General features: G+C 46.4%; 19 protein-coding genes and 1 pseudogene. 9 read left to right on the top strand and 11 right to left on the bottom strand.

Going from position 1 to position 18,405, the window contains the following annotated elements; all coding sequences use genetic code 11:
* Positions 1 to 82 precede the first annotated feature (82 nt).
* From KJS52_RS24445 to KJS52_RS24435, 3 genes are all read right to left on the bottom strand, one after another.
* A complete protein-coding gene (locus tag KJS52_RS24445) occupies positions 83 to 1,552 on the bottom strand; it encodes an MFS transporter (protein WP_213519911.1) in 1,470 nt (489 codons plus the stop codon).
* Between the two features lie 115 nt (positions 1,553 to 1,667).
* The gene (locus KJS52_RS24440) at positions 1,668 to 2,078 is read right to left on the bottom strand and encodes a DUF488 domain-containing protein (protein ID WP_246563915.1); all 411 of its coding nucleotides are present in this window, start codon (positions 2,076 to 2,078) and stop codon (positions 1,668 to 1,670) included.
* 7 nt (positions 2,079 to 2,085) lie between these two features.
* A complete protein-coding gene (locus KJS52_RS24435; protein WP_213519910.1) occupies positions 2,086 to 2,847 on the bottom strand; it encodes a hypothetical protein in 762 nt (253 codons plus the stop codon).
* Positions 2,848 to 3,286: 439 nt separating this feature from the next.
* Here KJS52_RS24435 and KJS52_RS24430 point away from each other — a divergent pair, with 439 nt between their 5' ends.
* Both KJS52_RS24430 and KJS52_RS24425 read left to right on the top strand, forming a co-directional pair.
* Positions 3,287 to 4,771 (top strand): catalase, encoded by a 1,485-nt coding sequence (locus KJS52_RS24430; protein WP_213519909.1) that lies wholly within the window; start codon positions 3,287 to 3,289, stop codon positions 4,769 to 4,771.
* Between the two features lie 645 nt (positions 4,772 to 5,416).
* On the top strand, positions 5,417 to 6,172 hold the full coding sequence (locus KJS52_RS24425; RefSeq protein ID WP_213519908.1) for a hypothetical protein: 756 nt from the start codon (positions 5,417 to 5,419) through the stop codon (positions 6,170 to 6,172).
* Between the two features lie 80 nt (positions 6,173 to 6,252).
* On the opposite strand, the gene KJS52_RS24420 is transcribed toward KJS52_RS24425, so the two are convergent.
* The gene (locus KJS52_RS24420; RefSeq protein ID WP_213519907.1) at positions 6,253 to 7,335 is read right to left on the bottom strand and encodes a saccharopine dehydrogenase family protein; all 1,083 of its coding nucleotides are present in this window, start codon (positions 7,333 to 7,335) and stop codon (positions 6,253 to 6,255) included.
* A gap of 114 nt (positions 7,336 to 7,449) precedes the next feature.
* On the opposite strand from KJS52_RS24420, the gene KJS52_RS24415 reads away from it, so the two are divergent.
* Positions 7,450 to 8,565 (top strand): helix-turn-helix transcriptional regulator, encoded by a 1,116-nt coding sequence (locus tag KJS52_RS24415; RefSeq protein ID WP_213519906.1) that lies wholly within the window; start codon positions 7,450 to 7,452, stop codon positions 8,563 to 8,565.
* A 39-nt stretch (positions 8,566 to 8,604) separates the two neighbouring features.
* Here the strand turns inward: KJS52_RS24415 and KJS52_RS24410 are convergent, their stop codons facing one another.
* Complete coding sequence (locus KJS52_RS24410; protein ID WP_213519905.1) at positions 8,605 to 9,480, bottom strand: helix-turn-helix transcriptional regulator; 876 nt, start codon at positions 9,478 to 9,480, stop codon at positions 8,605 to 8,607.
* A 397-nt stretch (positions 9,481 to 9,877) separates the two neighbouring features.
* On the opposite strand from KJS52_RS24410, the pseudogene KJS52_RS27560 reads away from it, so the two are divergent.
* Positions 9,878 to 10,026, top strand: a pseudogene (locus tag KJS52_RS27560) (Sir2 family NAD-dependent protein deacetylase); the annotation flags it as partial.
* Between the two features lie 12 nt (positions 10,027 to 10,038).
* Here KJS52_RS27560 and KJS52_RS24405 read toward each other — a convergent pair.
* The 4 genes from KJS52_RS24405 to KJS52_RS24390 form a co-directional block, all read right to left on the bottom strand.
* Positions 10,039 to 10,284, bottom strand: a complete 246-nt coding sequence (locus KJS52_RS24405) for a hypothetical protein (RefSeq protein ID WP_213519904.1) — start codon at positions 10,282 to 10,284, stop codon at positions 10,039 to 10,041.
* 105 nt (positions 10,285 to 10,389) lie between these two features.
* Complete coding sequence (locus KJS52_RS24400) at positions 10,390 to 11,001, bottom strand: helix-turn-helix domain-containing protein (RefSeq protein ID WP_213519903.1); 612 nt, start codon at positions 10,999 to 11,001, stop codon at positions 10,390 to 10,392.
* Between the two features lie 167 nt (positions 11,002 to 11,168).
* A complete protein-coding gene (locus tag KJS52_RS24395; RefSeq protein WP_213519902.1) occupies positions 11,169 to 12,119 on the bottom strand; it encodes a ring-cleaving dioxygenase in 951 nt (316 codons plus the stop codon).
* A 23-nt stretch (positions 12,120 to 12,142) separates the two neighbouring features.
* Positions 12,143 to 13,126 carry a ring-cleaving dioxygenase gene (locus KJS52_RS24390; RefSeq protein WP_213519901.1) on the bottom strand — a complete coding sequence of 328 codons (984 nt, stop codon included), beginning with the start codon at positions 13,124 to 13,126 and terminating at the stop codon, positions 12,143 to 12,145.
* A 284-nt stretch (positions 13,127 to 13,410) separates the two neighbouring features.
* Between KJS52_RS24390 and KJS52_RS24385 the strand changes: the two genes are divergently transcribed.
* Complete coding sequence (locus tag KJS52_RS24385) at positions 13,411 to 14,358, top strand: bile acid:sodium symporter family protein (RefSeq protein WP_213519900.1); 948 nt, start codon at positions 13,411 to 13,413, stop codon at positions 14,356 to 14,358.
* A gap of 30 nt (positions 14,359 to 14,388) precedes the next feature.
* Here KJS52_RS24385 and KJS52_RS24380 read toward each other — a convergent pair whose 3' ends face one another.
* Entirely contained in the window at positions 14,389 to 16,104 is a 1,716-nt protein-coding gene (locus tag KJS52_RS24380) for an ABC transporter ATP-binding protein (protein ID WP_213519899.1), read from the bottom strand.
* Positions 16,091 to 16,843 (bottom strand): MerR family transcriptional regulator, encoded by a 753-nt coding sequence (locus tag KJS52_RS24375; RefSeq protein ID WP_213519898.1) that lies wholly within the window; start codon positions 16,841 to 16,843, stop codon positions 16,091 to 16,093. Before KJS52_RS24375 ends, KJS52_RS24380 begins: the two co-directional genes overlap by 14 nt.
* Before the next feature lie 153 nt (positions 16,844 to 16,996).
* Between KJS52_RS24375 and KJS52_RS24370 the strand changes: the two genes are divergently transcribed.
* From KJS52_RS24370 to KJS52_RS24355, 4 genes are all read left to right on the top strand, one after another.
* Positions 16,997 to 17,320, top strand: coding sequence for a DMT family transporter (locus KJS52_RS24370; RefSeq protein ID WP_213519897.1), 324 nt, complete (start codon positions 16,997 to 16,999; stop codon positions 17,318 to 17,320).
* 21 nt (positions 17,321 to 17,341) lie between these two features.
* Positions 17,342 to 17,701, top strand: a complete 360-nt coding sequence (locus tag KJS52_RS24365) for a DMT family transporter (RefSeq protein WP_213519896.1) — start codon at positions 17,342 to 17,344, stop codon at positions 17,699 to 17,701.
* Between the two features lie 28 nt (positions 17,702 to 17,729).
* Positions 17,730 to 18,056 carry an antibiotic biosynthesis monooxygenase family protein gene (locus KJS52_RS24360; RefSeq protein WP_213519895.1) on the top strand — a complete coding sequence of 109 codons (327 nt, stop codon included), beginning with the start codon at positions 17,730 to 17,732 and terminating at the stop codon, positions 18,054 to 18,056.
* Between the two features lie 122 nt (positions 18,057 to 18,178).
* Positions 18,179 to 18,355, top strand: coding sequence for a hypothetical protein (locus KJS52_RS24355; protein ID WP_213519894.1), 177 nt, complete (start codon positions 18,179 to 18,181; stop codon positions 18,353 to 18,355).
* Positions 18,356 to 18,405: the final 50 nt, after the last annotated feature.

Below are 18,405 nucleotides of genomic sequence, written 5' to 3'. Positions count from 1 at the left end.
CGTCGTAATCGCATATATTGTGTGTTCTCGCAAAAAATATATGCACACTAGCGGAAAAGGTTAAGAAATTGGGCGACTGCCTTTACATAGAGTTATTGGAATAGCTTTGCTTTTGAGCAACAGTTGTTTTCATCGCAAAAATGAGCACTGCTCCGCAAACCAGCAATATACTCGTTACAAGAAACAAGCCTTCCAGCTTGATTTGCAGCAATCCAAGTCCTGAAGAGCCCGCAACTACGCCAAGTGAAAAGAATGCATAGAAATAGCCGTAGGCCTTGCCGCGGTTTTCATTCGTTGTGCCGCGCATCAGCAGCACATTAATAGAAGGGAATAAAAACGCAAAGCCAATGCCATAAATCGCAAGCACAACGTAATAGAAGGCAACTATATCAACCATACCCAGCAACAGCTGACTTAAGCCCAGTAGTGACAGGCCTAGCGCCAAGCCATACTGGGGAGCGATTTTGTCAAACATATATTTGGTGCGCATGACAAAAATAAAGACGACTACAAGGCCAAACACGCTGAGCAGCGTACCGCTAAATCTTGAATCATAGCCAAATTGAGCGACCCTAAGCGGCAGCAAATAGGCGAGCGCACCCTGCGAGAACATTAGCATGAAGGCTCCGACAAAGGAGGCAATCACCTGCTTATTCCATTGAAACGGCAGCGCGGCCTTTTTATCTTGCTTAAATTTCACTTTGCGCAGACTGAACAAAGTAACAAACGTCAGCAGCAAGCCAAACACAGCAACGACCAGAAACACAGTCGGCGCAGAGGTTCTCGCCGCCATAATGCCGCTAAATGCAGGGCCTATGATTGCCGCTATACCGACGAAAGCACCAGTTACCGCATTTTGACTGCCTTCCTTGTTTTTCTTGCTTTGATTCGCAACAAAGGTAAAAGCAGCTGGCACAATCAGTCCTCCGATAAAGCCATGCAGAAAACGCAATACCAATAACGCTTCAGGCGAAGCTATGAAACGATAGCATACAAGCAGCACGCTCGTACCGATCAAGCCCGCTGTCAGTACTTTAAATGCGCCAAGCTTATCGGTTAACACACCTGCCAATATATTGCCGCCTGTATTGGAAAGCGAATAAGCCCCAACAATAAAGCCGGCTAAGGTTAGCGATGCACCAAGTGATTGCGCATAGGTGCTCATAACCGGGAGCTGGGTGAACAAATCTATAAACGTAAAAAAGATGATGCTGTACACAATCCAGAGCATTGGAATCGGCTGCGCCATAAATTTGTGCTCATGCTTTTTCAGATAGCGATCAAGCACAAAATTGCCGAATGGAACAAAGGCAACAACTGCCGCCAATAGGCTCCAATATAGCTTCCAGCGAATAAATAGTTGCGCTACTGCGACTGAGATCGCATAGATCACAAAGATCGCGCCGTGAACTGATCCCGCAATCGTTACTGCAAGCGGGATGTCCGCCCAATATTTCAAAGGCATTGCGATACAGAGCAATACTAGCAACGATATGCCATCCAGCAAGCCAAACAAACGGAAAAACCGTATTGGAAATTTTTCGTTGATCATGTAACCATGTCCTTATCATCGTATTTTCTTTATTATATATGAAATAACAGGACAAAAAATCAACAATTGATAAACAGTTTCATGTCAATCCTAAGAAAATTCGTTTGAAGCCGTCTCAGATCAGCAACTGTTCAATGTACTGCTTCAAAATGATCGCATGATTGATTTTCGGGTCCCTCGCAGCATACAGCAGCGTAACAACATCCTTTTCACTCCATTGCTTCAGCTTGTGCAAATAAGGCTGTACTTCAAGGCTGGCCAGCTCTGCTTCATACCTTGCCCGAAATTCTGCAAATCGCTCCGGACGATGACCAAACCAGGTGCGCAAAGCAGGACTTGGCGTTACCTCCTTCATCCAAAGCGTCAGCTGCGCTCTTTCCTTGGATAGCCCTCTCGGCCACAGTCGGTCAACTAAAATTCTCATCCCATCGCCCTCTGATGCGGGCTCATAAATGCGTTTAATATAAAGCGCCATATGATATCCTGCTCCTTTTCTTCCGTATACACGCAGCTTATTTAGACTCAAGAAGCTCTTATTCTACGCCACAATCCACCTGCTGCGGCAGCTGCAGCCAGTCTCGAATGCTATCATCAATCAATCTGATTGCATCTCCAGAGTGAAAGAGCAATTGCTCTCCATCATCGACAAGCGTAAAGAAATATCCGAGCGGATCACCAGAATAGAAGACGACTTGATAGTTTGTTGGCTCCAGACAGGTTTGCGGAGGAATGTAATCGTCCTTTGGCGTGCCTGCCAGCAGCTTTTCAATCAGCTTTTTGCTCTCCTCAGCATCAAGGCTGACAGCCAGCTCCCTGCTTTCTATATCGTACCATTCGATTTTTTTCATTTCATGCTTGGCAATATCGTCAAAATAAATACGGGTCATTTTATCTCTATGATCATCCGAGCTATACAAACGATAGCCATTAATGCTATATTCATCAGCCGCTGCAATCAGTTCATTCGGCTCGAAGCCTTCTACCTCATACAGCTTTATTCCAATGTCGAGATAAGACGCATCTCCAGGCTGAATACGGTAGCTAGGATTGGTTACGGTTTTAGCTACGTTGAACTCTACCTCACCAACAACCTTCTCCGTTACAAGTGACGGATCGCCAATTACCGCGTTATACAGCCCTTGATATTGGTTATCTTGCAGCTTAACAAAATCTACCCAGTCAATTGAAGCTTGATGAACGCCTTTGGTCGGATTAGCCAAGCCTCTGCTGTCGCAGCTGCAAAGTATGAGCATGCCTAGCATAAGCATACTCAGCTTTTTCAAACTTATCGTCAAACTTATCTCCCCCTTTTACCCTATTTGACGAAAATCGCTTGACAATGGTTGCCACAATCCGGAAGACTTGATTCTACAATTCTCTACAAAATTTCTGATGGAAGCGCTTGTACTTTTGCGTTATAGTATAGGCATACGTACATATCCATACGAGCTACTATACGAACTACAATTCCAACTACAATTCGAACTACCATATCCTCTACACCAAATTTGCAGCACAATCTGCTGCTCTAATCCTTCTCGTTTATATTGCTTCTTCACGTTTTATATCAATCACCTTACTGCAATTTTGCTTTCTTTTCCCTGTACTTTTACTGCAAATTTCAATACTCATCATATCCTTAGCAAATTCTCATCATATCTTCATTTTACTTTTAGACTAAATATAATATAATACTTAGTATAAGTTCATTTATAAATTCTGGGAGGGATTAGCATGGTAGATAACAACAAAAAACTAACTACAGCCTTTGGTGCTCCTGTGCCAAACGATGATGACTCTTTAACGGCAGGTCCTCGCGGACCCGTACTTTTACAAGATGTATGGCTCCTTGAAAAGCTGGCGCATTTTGATCGTGAAGTCATTCCTGAGCGTCGTATGCATGCTAAAGGCTCCGGTGCTTTCGGAACATTTACCGTGACGAACGATATTACGAAATATACAAAAGCAAAACTGTTTTCAGAGGTCGGCAAGAAAACGGACATGTTCATCCGCTTTTCGACAGTAGCTGGCGAGCGCGGTGCAGCTGATGCCGAGCGCGATATTCGCGGTACAGCGATCAAGTTTTATACTGAGGAAGGAAACTGGGATCTTGTAGGCAATAACACGCCTGTCTTTTTCTTCCGCGATCCGAAGCGTTTCCCGGATCTTAACCACGTTGTCAAACGCGACCCGAAAACGAATATGCATAATCCGCAAGCTAACTGGGATTTCTGGACCAGTCTACCAGAGGCGCTGCATCAGGTTACGATCGTTATGAGTGACCGTGGAATTCCTGCTTCCTACCGCAACATGCATATGTTCGGCAGCCACACCTTCAGCTTGTATAATGCCGACAATGAGCGCGTGTGGGTAAAATTCCATTTCTTGAGCGAGCAAGGCATTAAAAACCTGACAAGCGAAGAAGCAGCTCAGCTAATTGGTCAAGATCGTGAATCGCATCAGCGCGATCTGTTCAACGCGATTGAAGAAGGAAACTTCCCGAAATGGAAAATGTATATCCAGGTTATGACGGAAGAGCAAGCGAACAATATGCCATACAACCCGTTTGATCTAACGAAGGTATGGTATAAAAAAGATTTCCCGTTGATCGAGGTAGGCGAGGTCGAACTGAATCGCAATCCGGAAAACTACTTTATCGACGTTGAGCAAGCAGCCTTCTCGCCTGCAAGCATTGTGCCAGGCATCGGCTTCTCGCCAGACAAAATGCTGCAAGGGCGACTATTCTCTTATGGTGATGCTCAGCGCTATCGTTTAGGCGTCAACTACTGGCAAATTCCAGTCAACTACCCGAAAAATGTAGCCAACTTCTGCCCATTCCATCGCGATGGCGCAGGACGCGTCTATCAAAACAATCCGAGCGTGCCTTACTCTCCTAACAGCTACGGCGACAATCAAGACAGCAAAGAGCATCAAGAGCCGGCGCTTGATCTGTTCGGTGCAGCGGATCATTGGAATTTCCGTGAGGATGATGACAATTACTACGAGCAGCCAGGCAAGCTGTTCAACCTATTGTCCGACGAAGAAAAACAACGCCTGTTCAAAAATACGGCTGACAATATGCAAGGCACTACGAAAGAAGTGAAGCTGCGCCATATTAACAACTGCTATAAAGCTGACCCTGCCTACGGCGAGGGTGTTGCAACAGCGCTTGGCATTTCCTTAAGCGAGGTTGAAGCGGCAGCTGGTCGCGGCGAATAATGCTGCTGCAATAATGTTCAATTCATCTGGTTATCCAGCTAAATAACGAGTCCAGGAAAAAGGGAAGTTTAGAAAGTCAGTAAAAACTGACAATCTGAACTTCCTTTGTTGTTATTGATAATTTTCGATACCTGCCGCTCTTTTTAGACGGCTGCATGCTTAACAATATCGCTGCTTTGCGATAAAAGAATTGCCAAGTCACTCAAGTACTGTGTAAACTTAAAGGAAGAGCTAGCCTTTGACCAAGCTGTTCAACGATGTTCAGAAGTTCAAGCGGCTCGTGAATATGTAATCAGGCTGCTCCATTTATCCGCAGGCAATTTAGGTTATCTCGGCGACCAATCGATAAACACGCTTGTTATGCCAAGCTGTTTAGCCCCTCCTACGTCGCGGCTTAAATAATTGCCAACTATCCAATACGACTATAATCATCCGCACTCAATCCATGGCGCCAAGCCATCAGCAGCTAGAGCTAAGCGATAGCCGCGTTCGGCCAATGCTCTTACCATCGTGTATGCATAAAACTATTAAAGCAATAGTAACTCTGAAAATCGCGAATTTGCCACGCTTTTCGCAACATTACAGATCATTTGGCGTCATAACTATCGTGGAATTATCTTGAATTAAAGAAAGGGGCTTTTGTCCTTGAAAAAATATACAGTTCTAGCGTTGTTCTTTTGCTTGTCCGGCGCTGTTTTGTTTGGCTGCACGCAAGCAACCAACAATAATAGCGCGAACAAGCAAGGCATCGCTGCCAATGTCGAGCAGGCTGTCACACAAGCAGAGGATCATATTGTGTTGGCGGAGCAGGCGGCAGAAAATATCTCGATTACGGGCATTGAGCAAAAAAACAACGAGCTTGTTGCTCCAATTACGGTCCATATCGGTGATGAATCTAAAACCTATCAGTGGGAAAATGTTGCCAATCCAGATTATTATCCCGAGCTTATTGTGACGGATTTGGATCGAGACGGAAAGGATGAAATTTTTCTGTTTCTGACGAAAGGATATGGCACAGGCGTGCTCAACACTGAAGCTCATATTATGCGCACGGACTTTACTGAAATTACTGCGCCAAATCCGAACAAGGATCTAAAAGACAAGCTGTCCTCCCGTGTCATAGAGAAGGACGGCAAGCAAATATATACGATTAAATTCAATTCGAAAAGCTATACGTTCGCTTTCCAGATTGACGAGGCTGCCATGTGGTTTGAAGAGGCCGCTGTAGGCAAGGTGACGTCCTATCGTATTGAAAATGATCGGCTGATCGTTTCACAATCGCTGCAGGTATCGCCGGGCATATTTGTCGGGACGCTTGATACAAGCTACAGATTGGAAAACAATCAATTCAAGCTGGAGGACAGTACGTTTATTGAGACAACGCAAGAACAAGAAAGCTAGAGGAAGTTCAAAAGTAAACATTGGAGGTGCTCTCGTAGGTATCACCTACGCTGCGCTCCTCGCTTTCTAGTATTCAGCCATTATAACTTCATATCATGTATCGCAATAAGTGCTAGTGAAGAGATAAGATCGGCCTGCAGCGGAGCTTGAAGAGCGAACAACTGCTCAATATGATGCACTCCGCTTGGGTACCCTCCATACATAAGCTGATCGGCAACATTGGCTGCTATGGCAGCTGTCTGTACCGCCTCCTGCTCGGCTGTGTAGCTTAGCTGAACCTTGGCCGAGCTGCCCATGCTGTCCTCGCCTGTCGCATCTACATGAATCGCACATACGCTGCTGCCGAACGATTTCTTCTGCACAAGTGCTGTTAATGCTTGTGAGACAAATCGACTGCGCAGCAAAGCTGTGGCTCTAATGCGCTGCAGCAATGCGAGTATGCGATTCATCCACTCCACGTCAAAGCCTAAATACGTTCCTACCTCTGCGGCAGCCTTTGCCTCGTAAAGCGTATGCTGATCAGAAAAGTTAAAGCGATAGCAGCTCCGCCTGCCGATCTGGGCAAACAGCATGCTTCTACGCTCTGTAAAGCTGCGAATTTTTCTTGAGCCGCTGCGCCCCTCCAACACAAAGCTTTGCAGCAGCTCTTCGAACAGCCACTTTATTGCAGCAGCTCCATGCGCTTCGCCTAAGCCAAGCAATATGCCGATTTCAAGCTTGTCCACCCGTTTAAGCTGCCTTGCAGCATGTGCTGCCATCAAATTAGTGAGCCCCGGCGCAAAGCCAACGCTCAGCACAGCTGTTGCACCGCTTGCTTGAGCTTCCTCATCCAGCTTCTCCAGCCGCGCCAGCCACGAGTAGCTTGCGGAAATGTCTACATAATGTATGCCAAGCTCCAGACATTGCTTGGCAAAGCTTACATCTAATTGCTCATGGCACATGATGACAACAGCAACCCGCTTAAGCAATGCTGGATCAACGGGACCTTTCAACTCAAGCTGCAGCGGCTCTGCCCTCCCATTTAACAGCCGGCAGCTTGCGCTCGCTTTCTCCAGACTGCGCCCAGCAATGATCAGGTGATGGTTCGTCGTGTGGCATAGCTGCCTGGCGATATGTCCGCCTACCTTGCCATAACCGCCCACGATTAAGATGCTTCTTCTCATGATTGACCTCTTCCTTTAACTTGTTTTATGATATAATTGATAATAATTCTCAATTATAATGAAGCGGCATTTTTTCGCCATCCCATAAATACGGGGGATAAAGGAGAGATAAACATGAAGACTCCCGCCAGTTCGTACTGGCGCAGCATTTCTAATGCCTGCCACAGGCAAGCTCAGGATGCTGCAAGCTATCGCTTGGCTATGCTGGAGGCGATGAGAAAGCAAATTGAATTTGATGCATACTGCTTTACCTTAACAGATCCGCTTACGCTGCTATCGACTGGAGCTTTAACAGCTCCGGCAATTGAGCATATGCATGACAAGCTGCTTGCAGCCGAGTATGCCAAGCTTGATCAATTAAGCTATGAGGAAATGGTAAGAAACAATAGGTATGTCATCCGTTTAAACGAGGCAGCAGGAGGTAAACCGCAGCTTAATCAGCGCTATACGGAGCTGCTTGAGCCTGGGGGCTTTAGCGATGAGCTGCGCGCTGCACTATTTTATGAGGGACAATGCTGGGGCTTTCTTACGCTTTTCAAGTGCAAAACTGCTGCTCAGCCGATCTTTACAGAAACGGACGAGCATCAGCTTGAGTGGCTTGTCCCTATTATGGGAGAAGTTTTGAAGCAGTATTATTATGATCGTGCTGCATTATCGGTACAAACTGCTGAGAGCGAGCAGGGCTTCCTGCTGCTGTCAGGGCAACTCCAGGTGCTCTACTGCAATGAACGCGGCAAAAAGCTGCTGCGCTTGCTGCAGCAGGCTGAGCAGCTAATGGAGCAGCAGCTGCCTAAGCCGCTGCAAGCACTTGGCAGCAAGCTGCTTGCCGATCATCGGCTGCAGCAGCACAGTCTGTTTATTCCGCTGCAGAATGAAGGCTTTATGACGATTAAAGCAGCTTATTTGCAGCCCGCTGATGCAAGCTACCCTCATGCTGCTGCCCAGCAGCAAATCGTGGTCACGATGCAGTCAGCTTCACCTGCAAGCATGCTGCCATACCTGATGCAGCTTTATGGGCTAACGCCGCGTGAGCAGCAGATGGTGTATGAGCTGCTCAAGGGCAGCTCCAACAAGCAAATCGCGAGCCAGCTGGCAATTAGCGGCCATACAGTACAGGATCATTTGAAGGCGATTTTCGCTAAGATTGAAGTGAACAGCCGTTCCGAGCTGATATGGAAGCTGCATACTCGTTTCTCTGCCGTTGAATGGAGCGAGCCCGAGCCGCTGTAAGCTTCGCTTTCTTGGCTAGCTCCATCCCATGCAGGACAACTATTCGCTAAAATCAAGATTGGCAGGCTGCTTCGGCAAAATTTTTTGAATTTCCATATTGGTGAGCGGTGTTTTTTCATCGACAACCTCAAAGCTGAATCCGTCAGCCCATACTTTGCCGCTGCCAATAAGCAGCACACCGAAATGAATTGAGTCGCTTTCCTCGGGCACATCAAGCACAATCGTATAATAGTTCCAATCCGTAGTGCCCAGAATCGCTCTGTTGTCCATATTGTCAAATTGAATCGAGTCGCCCGCTGCATTGTCCACACGACACCATGCTGCACATTTATGAGCCTTTTCCGATTTCAAGTAGCATGACATTTTCAATCGTTTGCCTCTATAGTCGTCAGCAAGGAAGCTCTGCATCATCGTGCCGAATTCTCCTTCATCGGCGCTTTCGATCGAATACAATACACCTGAGCGATTGCCCGAGTGAAACACCTTCTCATCAATTGCATAGTTGTATTTCCATGGATGTGATCCGCTTAAAAACCATCCTTTTACTTCTTGTGCTGGTACCATATAATCTTCCTCCGTTCTCCATATTGATTTCATCATTTTGCGATATTTTCCTGGCGGCATTGCGTACAGCTCGCGAAATGACCTCGTAAAGGCCTCCTGTGACTGAAAATGCAGCTCCAAGGCGATATCCAATATCGAGTGCTCGGTATGAAGCAGCAGCATTGCAGCAACTGCAAGGCGCCGCATACGGATGTACTCGCTTAAGGACTTTCCGGTTTCCTGCTTGAAAATCCGAGTCAAATGATATTTGGAATATCCAGCCGCCAGTACAAGATCATCAAGCAGCAGCTCATGATGCAAATGCTCTTCAATGTAATGAATCGTTTGCTGAGTTGCTCTACTGTATTTCATTCGCTCACCTCTTCTTCATCATAGCTCAGGAGCGTAATCTTTTTTTGATTAGAATTGCGAAGTTTTTACTAGGGCGTGTATGCAAACCCGCTTAGGGGCATCCTATACCGCCTTTTCGCCCCCTGCTGCGTTGCCTTTCCTTGACGTACACCCGGTACGCCTTCGAAAAAGCGCCTTGCATGGAACGAACATTCGGTATAATCTGCTCCCTTCTGAGTTTGCATACACGCCCTAGTTTAGCGCAAAAACATGAGTAAGCGGGAGTCACGTCGAAAAGGAGGTTGTATAGAACGAGATTTTTGAGTCTAGTATGCATAGATAACGAGGATAGAAAAATCGGGGTGAATATGAAGAATACTAGCTAGCCATTTGTCTAATTTTACCGCGAACGGATCGAAGCATTGTATTGTTTGGCGAGTCGCTGGCTGAGCAGCATTTGGAGCTGCTGAACGGGCACGGAGTGCTGACTTATTTATCGTGCTTGGCTCTTCCTTAACGGTATCGCCTGCCAACTACTACCCGCTGCTCGTTAAGCATCAGGGAAGTTTTTATACGAAATTAAGTAAGTTGTATAAATCGCACCTCATCGCTGCCGCATTGCATGCATGCCAATAAATGCGGACAAATGGAGCCAGTTGCTGTGTCCGGGTAGCCATCGCCCATTTTTACAGTTTCGTCATCGTTATAGTGCCCATAGGGATCAAGAAAATCCGATACCTTGCCGCAATCCTCCAACTGCGCTTGGCAATTAGAGCAGTAGGCAATAAGCTGCTGCAAGGCATTGCATAGTGGGCATACCGCCATCTTATCATCTCTCCTTGGCTTGCTAGTGTTACATAGGCTGCTGCCACCAGAGCCTGAATCAATGTTAGTATGCCCGTACAAAAAACTGAAATGCATGTTGCTTGTCTACAACTCAACCGCTAGCGTATGCAACGGCTCATACTTGAATAAGCCATGCTTGGTGCAATAGACATACAGCGCTGAACTATGGCGCAATTTAGGCATTGTGAACTGAGCATATTGCTCTGGATACAGCTTGATCAGCAGTACTCTGTCAGCTGTAACGAGCGCCGCAAACGAAATATAATGCTCCTTGAGCATCTCATGCTCCAGCGTTATAAAATACTCTTCCCCATCAGTTTCGACTGTAACTTGATGCTTACTGTCTGCCTGTTGGGCCTGCAGCGGCTCTAATATTCTACCGCAGCAGGATAGACTCGCTTCGCCCGAGCTGGTCATCACGTTGCCGCAGCTTGTGCACTCATAAAATTTGATTCGCTTCATATTTCCGTTGTCCTTATCATTTGGATTTAATTCACCTGCTAAAATTTTCTCAATCTCCACTCCCAAAATGCCAGACAGCATCCCGAGCAGTGTTACGTCAGGGCAGCCCATTCCGCGCTCCCATTTTGATACCGTTTTGTCGCTAATGTTCAAAAGATCTGCCAGCTGCTTCTGCGTCATCCCTTTTTCCTTGCGAAGCTTATAAATTAGCTGGCCAACTTTACTGCAATCCATCTCATTCCCTCCAAACATCTATATCATAATCGCTGCTATCAGCCTCCAACAATCCACGCTCCGTAGAGTTCAGTGAAAACAGTCGTAAACAAGCATAAGCTCCTGCTCTAATCGTACAGCAAAATGCACGATTAAAGCAGGAGCTGATTATAAAATATGAACGCATGTCAGGAGCTGACTCGATCCAATTCGCGTACCTCGATCGGAATAAGCATTGCATTCAAGCGATCACGATATTGCTCGTATTGCGGAGGAAGCATAAGCTGACTACCCATCGTTGCCTGCGATTCATCATGGGCAAAGCCTGGCGGGTCAGTGGCAATCTCGAACAATATTTCACCTGGCTCACGGAAATAAATCGCATTGAAGTAGTTGCGGTCCTTAACATCGGTCACATGCAAATGCTGCTGCATCACATGCTCCTGCCAGCTAAGATGATCATTGTCATCAACAGCCCGCCATGCAATATGATGAACTGTGCCTGGGCCCATCCTTCCGCGTTGGCCTGTGCTATTTTTTACATCGATCATATTGCCGATGTCGGCAGTTGAGCGGAATCTCGTAAAGTCTCCTTCAGTTGCCACCTGTTCAAGTCCCATGACTTCAGTTAACACAGCAGCTGTATGCTGCGGCCGACTGGAATAGAGAGTAGCCCCACCAAACCCTTTAATAGCCGTATCCTTGCCAATCTTGCCAAATGTCCACGAATTAGACTCGCCTGCCGCACGCTCCACAAGCTCAAGCTGCAAGCCATGCACATCGTTGAACTGCACGACTTGCTCGCCAAAACGCTCTGATTCGCTGAACGGTATGTTGAACGAGGTAAGGCGCTGCTTCCAAAATGGCATAGCGCCTTCCGGAATCGCGTAGCTCGTTACACCAACCTGACCATCGCCAATTGTACCAGAGCGGGCATTCGCCCATGGGAAAAACGTAATAATGGTCCCTGGCTTGCCGCCTTCATTGCCAAAGTATAGATGATAGGTTCCTGGATCATCGAAGTTGACTGTTTTTTTGACGAGGCGCAAGCCCAGCACTCCTGCATAGAAATCTACATTTTCCTGCGGATGCCCGACAATAGCGGTAATATGGTGAATGCCTGCTGTTTGCTTGCTCATCTTTCTCCACTCCTTTGCTTGCATTACAAATATTCCTTTTCAAGCTTTAACGTGCTGCGCACCGTATCAATTGGTCTTACCAGCTTCTCAATTTGCTCGCGCTTGCCTTCCAAAAATGGCGGCAGCGACAGCTTCTCGCCTAACGTTTCATAGGGCTCATCTCCCATAAAGCCCGGTCCGTCGGTTGCCCACTCAAACAAAATGCCTGGCGCAACCCGTACATATAACGACTCAAAGAAGAAGCGGTCAACATAGCCGGAGGTTGGAAAGCCAAAGCCTTCCATATGACCGATCCACTCATGCAGCACCTCTGTATCTGCAACGCGGAAAGCGGCGTGATGGACGGTGCCGTAGCCTTGTCGCGCTGGCGGAAGGACCACGTTATGCTCGACAATAACTTGAGCCCCGTTGCCGCCCTCGCCTACTTCGTACAAATAGAGCGATCCTTCCTTTGCTACTTGGCGCATGAGCATCGTTTTCTCCAGCATTTCTTTGAAGTAGTCGATTTTGGCGATACGAATATGGATCGGCCCCAAGCCAGTAATCGCATATTCAAGCGGCACAGGTCCGTCCTGCCATGGTGTGCCTGATGCTACTCCTTCATTATGCTCATCTGAAATCAGCATATAGTGCTGCTCATCAAAATCAACGAAGGAAATGCTCTTTTTGCCAAAAAGCTCCTCTATCCCGTTATGCTTGACCTCATACTTGTCAAAGCGCTTGATCGAATAGTCGAGTGCAGCATCTGATGGTACGCGAAAGGCTGTTTTATAAATTTCATTTGTGCCGTGAGTGCCCTGCGGAATGCCCGGGAAATCAAAAAATGTCATATCTGTACCCGCTGAGCCTTTGTCATCTGCAAAAAACAAATGGTAGGTTTGAATATCGTCCTGATTGACCGTCTTTTTAACAAGCCGCATGCCAAGCACATACGTAAAAAATTGATAATTTTTCTCTGCACTGCTCGTAATTGCCGTAACGTGGTGGATCCCTTTTAATTGATTCATTTTAAGCCCTCCATTTATTATCTTAATTTTAAGATATTTGCTAAAAATAAATTTGCTGAAGCTTCCATTTTACACTCAGATAGCTATAACTTATGCATTCAGCAACAGCTTCATACATTATCTTAAAGTATAATATCTTTAATTTGAGATAATATTAGCATAGCTATTTTCTGCTGTCAACTACTTGGCATAAAGGTTTGTCGTTACCCAAGTCCCTATATCTAAAATTATGTTACAATACATATGGTTCACTACAGACGATACTAATTAAAGAAGGCTTAATGATGCTGGACAAACTTAATCTGTTTTTGCAAAAATATATCGCAGTTTTAACTCCGCTCAGCCTTGTGCTCGGTGTTATATTCGAACATGTTGGACATCAGCTATTATTTCTTGTAACGTGGATGTTTGCATTTATGACGTTTTCAGGCAGTTTAAATATGCAGGTTAAAGATATTCACGTATTTAAAAAGCATCCTTATCTAATTTTGGGCTCTATTTTATTTTTACATTTGCTTATGCCGCTCTGGGCTTATTTTCTGGCGAGCGCAACGTTCAATGATCATTTGCTGACGATTGGCTTCACCGTCTTTGTTGCTGTCCCAACTGGGGTGACAAGCATGATCTGGATTCATATTTGCAAAGGAAATATGCCGTTAGGGCTGTCTATTATACTGATTGACACACTGCTTGCACCGTTGCTTATGCCGCTGCTGCTATTTATTGTATCTGGCGAAAAAATAGAGCTGGATGCAGCGGCGTTGATTGTAGATTTGCTGCTAATGATTGTGCTGCCTACTGTTGCGGGAGTTCTAGCCAATGAGCTTACGAAAGGAGCGCTACCGCGAAAAATCGGCAAAAAGCTCGCTCCTTTTTCCAAGCTTTGTTTATTTTCAGTCGTTGCCATCAACAGCAGCGCAATCGCTCCTTACCTGAAAACGATCAATTGGCAGTTGGCGAAGGTGCTGCTGCTTGTACTGATTATTGCCGTTTCAGGCTATTTATTTGCGCTGCTCATTGGGCGCTATATGATAAAGGATCATGCGCGAGCAGCAGCCTTTGTCTATACTGGAGGAATGCGCAACATCGCTTTAGGCGTCATCGTGGCTACAACTTATTTTCCAAGCAAGGTTGCGATGCCTGTTGTATTTGGCATGCTGTTTCAGCAGGTGCTCGCTTCCCTGTTCAGCAAGCTGCTGCTCAAGCGCGCTCACAACGCTTCACATGCATGATACTGGCTATGCAGCAGCACTCTTGCCGAGCTAGACAATCGCTTCTGTGGAACGGGCTACCAGCTTCTGATAATACGCATGATGGCGCAGCAGCTCTTCATGCGTTCCTTTGCCCGTAATCACTCCGTTCTCCAGAACAATTAATTGATCGGCATGTGTAACGGTCGAAAGCCGATGCGCAATAATGATCGTCGTCCGTCCTTGCATCGCCTGCTGCAGCGCTTCCTGTACATAACCTTCTGATTCCGTATCTAAATTCGAGGTCGCTTCATCCAGCAGCAATATTTTCGGATCGCGCAAAATCGCTCTGGCAATGGCGATTCGCTGACGCTGACCACCCGAAAGCTTAACACCCGCCTCGCCAACCTGCGAATCCAGTCTGCCCTCAAGCTGACTAACAAACTGCCAGGCGTTGGCTTTTTTCAAAGCCGCTATGACCTGTTCATCGCTCGCATCGTCAGCGCCATAAGTAACATTGTCGCGAATCGTTCCGTTAATGAGTGGACTTTCCTGCGATACATAGCCAAACAGATTGCGCCATTGCCTCAGCTTAATATGCTGCAGCGGCTGATCGCCAAACCATATCTTCCCGCCAGTCGGCTCATAAAAGCGTTCGATAATCGAAAAAATCGTCGTTTTGCCGCCGCCGCTGCCGCCAACCAGTGCCGTCGTTTTGCCAGCAGGAATCGTTAAGCTCAGCTTTTCAAATATTTGTTTCTCCTCATACTTGAAGGCAACATCCTCGAATTTAATATCACTCTCTTTCACGCGCAGCTCATCAGTGCCTTCAGGCTCGAGCGGATGCTCCAATATTTCATGCAGCCGCTGAGTAGCGCCCAGCGCCTTTTGAAAGGAAGTGAAAAACGTCGCCATTTGCGTGAAGGGCACGACGATTTGCACCAAGTAAAACATAATCGCGACCAGCGCGCCAGCCGACAGCGCCCCTCTGGCAACCTGCGCCCCGCCATAGCCAAACAGCAAAATGAGCACCAGCATAATAATGAGCGTCATAATAGGCGAGAGCAGCGCCATTATTTTCGCTTCCTTTAGGCCAAAGCGGTACAAATTATAAATTTGCTCCTGCCCTTTCTTCTGCTCAAGCTTTTCTGCCTGATAGGCTCTAACCAAGCGAATATTGGTCAGCACCCGGCCAAGATTGCCTGAGAAGCGCGCCAGATCGTCCTGATTGGCAAGTGATATATTATGCATCTTTTGCCCGAGCGGCATAATGACCGCCACCGACAAAGGCACCGCAATCAGCATCATCAGCGTCATTTTCCAATCCATCCACAGCAAAATTGCAACTGAGCCTATAACCGACAGCAGGCCGTTGAAAAACGTGATGAAATGGGAGGTAATCAGCTCCTTGATTACATTTGTATCCTGTGTGATTCGACTCATCGTTTCGCCTGACTCATGCTTGTCGAAATACGGAAGCCGCAAATACAGCACATGATTCCATATCCGTTCGCGAATCGCAGCAACTACCTTGCCGCCAATCGCAGTCATCATATAAAAGGCTATACCGGATACGGCTGCTTGCAAAAGCAAAGCAAATCCTACTAAAATGAGGGACAACAGCGACATCCCTCCGTCCGCGAACGAATTGATGACATTCATCGTCAGCAGCGGAACTGCTAGTCCAAACGCCGTCTCAATAATGCCGAGCACTACGGCGATAACCAGCATCCAGCGCGGCGGATTGGCCTCGCGAATCAGCTTGAATAATTTATTAGGTTCCTTCATGTTTCTCCTCCTTATTAAGCAAGCTCATTTTTACAAATATACCGCCAAGCCATTTTTCCTCTTCCTTCGTAAACGGGGTCATAAATAAGGAATCGTCAAATTCCAAATGCTCCTCAATTTCTGAAGCTGATTCAATGGCGCGATTCATCAAATGCTCCGGCACTAAGGCAAACATATTATTCACAATGGCGAAAACCTCTTCATCTGGCAGCTGCTGATGATAGGCCTCGCGCAGCTTGACCGCGTATTCCATAAACTGTTTATTTTGCTCCAGCAGCTCTTCTCGCGTGAAATTGTACAAATCATTGACAAATGTTTCTGGCAGCATCTTTTTCAAATACTGCTTCTGCTCCTCCTCCTTAATCAAACCATGGATGAGCGAAAGAAAGATGTCCGTATGAATGCTTTCCTGTTTTTCCGAAAGCGCAAGCGCGTGCTCCAGCGTAGCGATCGTTTTTTCAAGCTGCTCCTTTTTAAGCAGCATTTCCTCCTTTTGCCTAAGTAGCGATTGATGCAGATTGCATTGGCGGCTGTTCAGCATGTCGCGGATATGATCGAGCGAGTAGCCGAGGTATTTGAATGTCAAAATATTTTGCAATATGATCAAATCCTGATCACTATAATATCTTCGACCCGATGCAGATAGATAGGACGGCTTAAGCAGCTCCTTCTCATCATAAAAACGAAGCGTGCGTATCGTCACACCTGTTTTTTTGGAAAACTGTCCAATTGTGTACATCCAATCCCTCCTCTAATGCGCTGTAATCAAATTATAAATGCTACCGTTACGTGAGAATCAACTATCTGTGCAGAAATATTTACTCGTTTGATTCAATATCAACCAAGCGATACAATAAAGGCTGAACGATTTGCTCGACAGGAGGATACATATATGAATCATTATTTGCTGCTGATGGTCGCCATCATTAGCGAGGTGTTCGCCAGCTCTATGCTGAAGGCTTCCGCCGGCTTTAAGAAGCTGCTCCCTTCATTAGGAGTTGTCGTCGGCTATGTGGCAGCATTCTATGCGCTGTCAAAGACGCTGCAAACACTGCCAATCGGAGTCGCTTATGCGATTTGGGCCGGGCTTGGCACTGCGCTAACCGCTATCGTGGGCATTCTGTTTTACAAGGAAAAAATGAACGCTACCAAATTTGCAGGCATTATTCTTATTATTGGCGGTGTCATTGTGTTGAACTTGAGCGGTGCTCATTAATTGGGAATGGAGGAAAACAGGATGAAGCATTATTCGGCCTTAACGATAGCCATCCTCGCCGAAGTTTTTGCAACGACGATGCTTAAATTATCTGATGGCTTATCCAATGTTCTGCCTACGATCGGTGTACTAATCGGCTTTAGTATTTCCTTCTATGCCTTGTCAGTCGCGCTCAAAACGTTGTCGCTAGGCTTAGCCTACGCGATTTGGTCGGGCGTCGGCACTGCGCTAACAGCTGTTATTGGCATTTTACTTTGGGGCGAGCTATTTAGTATACTTAAACTATTGGGATTGATTTTCATTATTAGTGGCGTCGTTCTGCTAAATTTGTCCGGCAAACAGCAGCAGCAAGCCGCCGCGAATGAGACTGCTCCGCAATAGATCAAATTAACCTATTGGAGGGATTGCGATGTTCGTACAAATTCGCAAATGGACTGTGACAGAAGGAAATTCAGATAAAATTTTGGAACGCTTTACGAAAAAGCCTGGCGATGGCCCTTCGCTTATTGAACAGCGCGAAGGCTTTATCGGTCGCGAGCTGCTTGTCAAACAAACGCGTCGCGGCGATGAAGAAGTTGTAATGATTATCCGTTGGGAATCTGAAGAAGCCTGGAAGGCTTGGGAAAAGAGCCCCGAGCATATCGCTGGCCATCGCGCCAAATTGAAGGAAGGCAAGCCACAGCAGCCTGAATATGTAATCAGCATGGAGCATGGCAATTATACGGTCGTATCCTAAATCATTCAGCTCCTATCGCTCCTGTCCCGCTCTATCTATTATGTATAATTTCCAGCCCGGCAACACAAGTTATTCCATGTATCCTTAACTTGATGATGTACGAAACGGAAGGAGAACATGACATGAGCGACAAGGACTATATTCATAACGACCATGAATGGACAGACAACAATGAACAACGTAAAAACAAAGTACATGGCGGAGAATTCCGTAATGGGCGTTTAAGCCAGATTAAGAACAACAATCCGCAAGGCGGCGATGTGCCCAACGAATTTGTTAGCCAAAAAGAGCAAGAGTAAACAGGGCTAGAACAGTTGAAGCCCTCCTATCTGTTCATGCTATGATGAAC

The organism is Paenibacillus montaniterrae (genome assembly GCF_018403185.1).
GTDB lineage: Bacteria > Bacillota > Bacilli > Paenibacillales > Paenibacillaceae > Pristimantibacillus > Pristimantibacillus montaniterrae.
The sequence above is the reverse complement of the archived record's forward strand: the minus strand, read 5'-3'. Positions and strand labels throughout refer to the sequence as shown.